Origin of the sequence: Endozoicomonas atrinae, from assembly GCF_001647025.1 — a bacterium.
Taxonomy (GTDB): domain Bacteria; phylum Pseudomonadota; class Gammaproteobacteria; order Pseudomonadales; family Endozoicomonadaceae; genus Endozoicomonas; species Endozoicomonas atrinae.
Genome location: NZ_LUKQ02000426.1, coordinates 1 through 3032, shown reverse-complemented (window position 1 = coordinate 3032; position 3032 = coordinate 1). Strand labels below are relative to the sequence as shown.

Genomic DNA, 3032 nt, shown 5'->3' with positions numbered 1-3032 from the left:
ACCATTCGCACCGGAGTTAAACAGCTCAGAAAGGCTATGGGAGTGGATGCGGGAGCATGACTTATCAAACAAAGCATTTTCAGGTTATGAAAATATTGTAGATTGTTGCTGTGAAGCTTGGAATAACCTTTGCAGCGAAGCTGGTCGACTGTTCAGTCTGTGCTCCCGTGATTGGGCAGTTATACAGTAGTTAGAAAATTCAATTGGTATAAGTTCGACATTATCATGTCCGGTATGACCCTGACTTCCCAGCGTAACCTTCAGATTAACTTTGCCAATCCCTATATTGTCATTGGCCAGAGTGTATTGCTGCGCAATGGCCTGGAAGGTGAAATCAAGTCTTACAAAGATCTGAATAATCCAAAATATACCGTTGTTTCAAAGCTGGGTACTACTGGCGATCTGGCGGCTAAACGTTACCTGAGCAAAGCCAAACTGAGACTGTTTGAAACAGAATCTGAAGGTGCCATCGAAGTTGTGAATGGCAAGGCAGATGCATTTATCTATGACCTGCCGTTTAATGCGGTCTATTCCAGCCAGAATCCGGGAAAACTGGTTCACCTGGATACACCCTTTACCTATGAGCCGCTGGCGTGGGGTGTTCGTAAGGGCGATCCGGACTTTGTTAACTGGTTGAATAACTTCCTGACCCAGATTCAGGGCGATGGTACTTACGATAAAATTTACGCCAAGTGGTTCGAAAGTTCCGCATGGCAAAAGACCCTGAAGTAAAGCTGATGCTGCAGGGTAAACCCGTGAAAGGCCAGCCTTTGCAAATGGAAAAGCAGCCAAACCAGGTTCTATGGAATCTGGTCTTTGCTGCCATATTGCTGCTGTTGGGTCTGGGTATCTACAAGTCCAGTCAAGCGATTGACTACATCTGGCGCTGGGATCGAATTCCTCAGTATATTGTTTATCAGGCCCACGATGAGCTTCGTGCAGAGTTTGATGGCACCATAGAAAGTAATGAAAGGGGAGAGCTGACTCTCGTTAATGATAGTGACGACAGTGAGCGTGTTACTGTTGCCGGATATCAGGAAATTGCTATCGGGGACGGTGATCTGATCTTCGAAGGAGACTTGCTGGCGGTTAACTATCACTGGCAGCCAGGACCGATAGCTACTGGGCTCTGGATGACCATCAAGCTCTCACTGGTGTCGATTGTTTTTGCCATTCTGCTTGGGGCTCTTGCGGGTCTGGCTCGAATATCACCCAATCCGGCATTGCGGCACCTTGCGACCGTCTACGTCGAGCTGGTGAGGGGAACACCTCTGCTGGTGCAAATCTTCATTGTCTATTTCTTTATTGGGACCGTGATGGATCTGGAGCGATTCACCGCAGGGGTGGTGGCGTTGTCAGTATTCACAGGCGCCTATGTCGCAGAAATTATCCGTGCAGGTATCGAGTCGATCAGCCGGGGACAGATGGAGGCAGGGCGAAGCCTGGGAATGAGCCGTAGTATGACCATGCGGTATATCATTCTGCCGCAGGCTTTTAAGAGAGTGCTTCCGCCACTGGCAGGCCAGTTTATCAACTTGATCAAGGACTCTTCACTGGTTTCCGTTATCTCACTTACAGATCTTACCAAGGCTGGAAGGGAGGTGGTGAGTGTGACCTTCAGTCCATTTGAAGTGTGGTTCAGTGTTGCCTTGCTGTACCTGGTTCTGACGGCCACGCTTTCCTGGCTGGTTCGTCGTTTGGAGGTGAGATATGCCGTCAGAGACTGAAACCATTATTCAGGTGACCGGGGTTGAGAAGGTCTATCCCAACGGTGTACATGCTCTAAAGAATATTCATCAGAATATTCAGGAAGGTGAGGTCGTTGTGGTCATTGGCCCCAGCGGTTCCGGTAAGTCGACATTTCTGAGAACCCTGAACCAACTGGAAACCATTAATGATGGTGAGATTGTTGTTGATGGCATCTCTCTGACCACTCCCGGGGATGTGAATAAGCTCCGGGAAGAGGTGGGGATGGTTTTCCAGTCGTTTAATCTGTTCCCTCACCTGTCAGTAATGGACAATATCTGTCTGGCTCCCATGAAAGTTCGTGGGCTCAGCCGTACTGACGCAGAAGAGCGGGCAAAAGCCCTTCTGCTGAAAGTAGGGTTGTCGGATAAGGCCGTCAGTTTTCCTCCACAACTGTCGGGTGGACAGCAGCAGCGGGTTGCTATCGCCAGGGCATTGGCAATGCAGCCGCGAATTATGTTGTTTGATGAACCCACCAGTGCGCTTGATCCGGAAATGGTTGGTGAAGTTCTGGATGTTATGAAACAGCTTGCCAGAGAGGGGATGACCATGGTGGTGGTTACCCACGAAATGGGGTTTGCGCGGGAAGTGGCTGATCGTGTCCTGTTTATGGATAGAGGTGAGTTACTGGTTGATAGTGAGCCTGACGTGTTTTTTGAAGCACCGGACAATGAACGTTTGAGGGTTTTCTTAAGTCAGGTGATTTAATGAATTCTTAATGTCAGTCATATAAATTATTGTTGTCGTTTATATTGAACGACACATATAAATCTAAGTTTCATTGGTAGCACTCCTGATCTATAGCTACTTTAATCCAGTATCAGGTTATTCGGGTTTGCTACTATGAAACCATTCTTCAGTAGTTCGTTCTTTCTCTTCCTCTTTTTATGCGCTTCAGTTCTAATTTCAGAGGTAGCATACACCGCTGATTCTAAAGTAAAGATACAGATCGAAAATGTACTGGTATTCGGAGACAGCGTTTCGGATGGTAATGGTCCATTCTCAACCTGGAAGTTACTAAATACCCTGAAAGGTAACACGGTTGATGGCAAGCCGATGCTGAATCTGTTGCCATTTTTGAATAATGCCCTGATGCAGGATGTCCCCGGGTATGCGGCAATATCTCACTTGCACTGGATTCGTACCCGGTTACTAAGCATACGCCATGTGCGACTTTTAGGTTTGCATAAGGAGACATGACTGAACCTGCTTTCTGCTATTAAAAGCAGTAAAAAGCAAAAAAGAAGGTTTCAGTCATGCCCGTTGAAGAGTTTATCACTACAGTC

4 protein-coding genes and 1 pseudogene are annotated in these 3032 nt (G+C 47.3%); all 5 read left to right on the top strand.

Features of this window, described 5'->3' with window-relative positions:
- A pseudogene (locus AK963_RS36090) lies at window positions 1-190 on the top strand (IS630 family transposase); the annotation flags it as partial.
- Entirely contained in the window at window positions 172-732 is a 561-nt protein-coding gene (locus AK963_RS27380; protein ID WP_274520560.1) for a transporter substrate-binding domain-containing protein, read from the top strand. The pseudogene AK963_RS36090 and the gene AK963_RS27380, both read left to right, overlap by 19 nt.
- On the top strand, window positions 711-1727 hold the full coding sequence (locus AK963_RS27375; protein ID WP_238593868.1) for an amino acid ABC transporter permease: 1017 nt from the start codon (window positions 711-713) through the stop codon (window positions 1725-1727). Before AK963_RS27380 ends, AK963_RS27375 begins: the two co-directional genes overlap by 22 nt.
- Window positions 1711-2454 (top strand): amino acid ABC transporter ATP-binding protein, encoded by a 744-nt coding sequence (locus AK963_RS27370; protein ID WP_066018491.1) that lies wholly within the window; start codon window positions 1711-1713, stop codon window positions 2452-2454. Before AK963_RS27375 ends, AK963_RS27370 begins: the two co-directional genes overlap by 17 nt.
- 135 nt (window positions 2455-2589) lie before the next feature.
- The gene (locus tag AK963_RS27365; protein WP_066018490.1) at window positions 2590-2946 is read left to right on the top strand and encodes a hypothetical protein; all 357 of its coding nucleotides are present in this window, start codon (window positions 2590-2592) and stop codon (window positions 2944-2946) included.
- The last annotated feature ends 86 nt before the right edge of the window (window positions 2947-3032 follow it).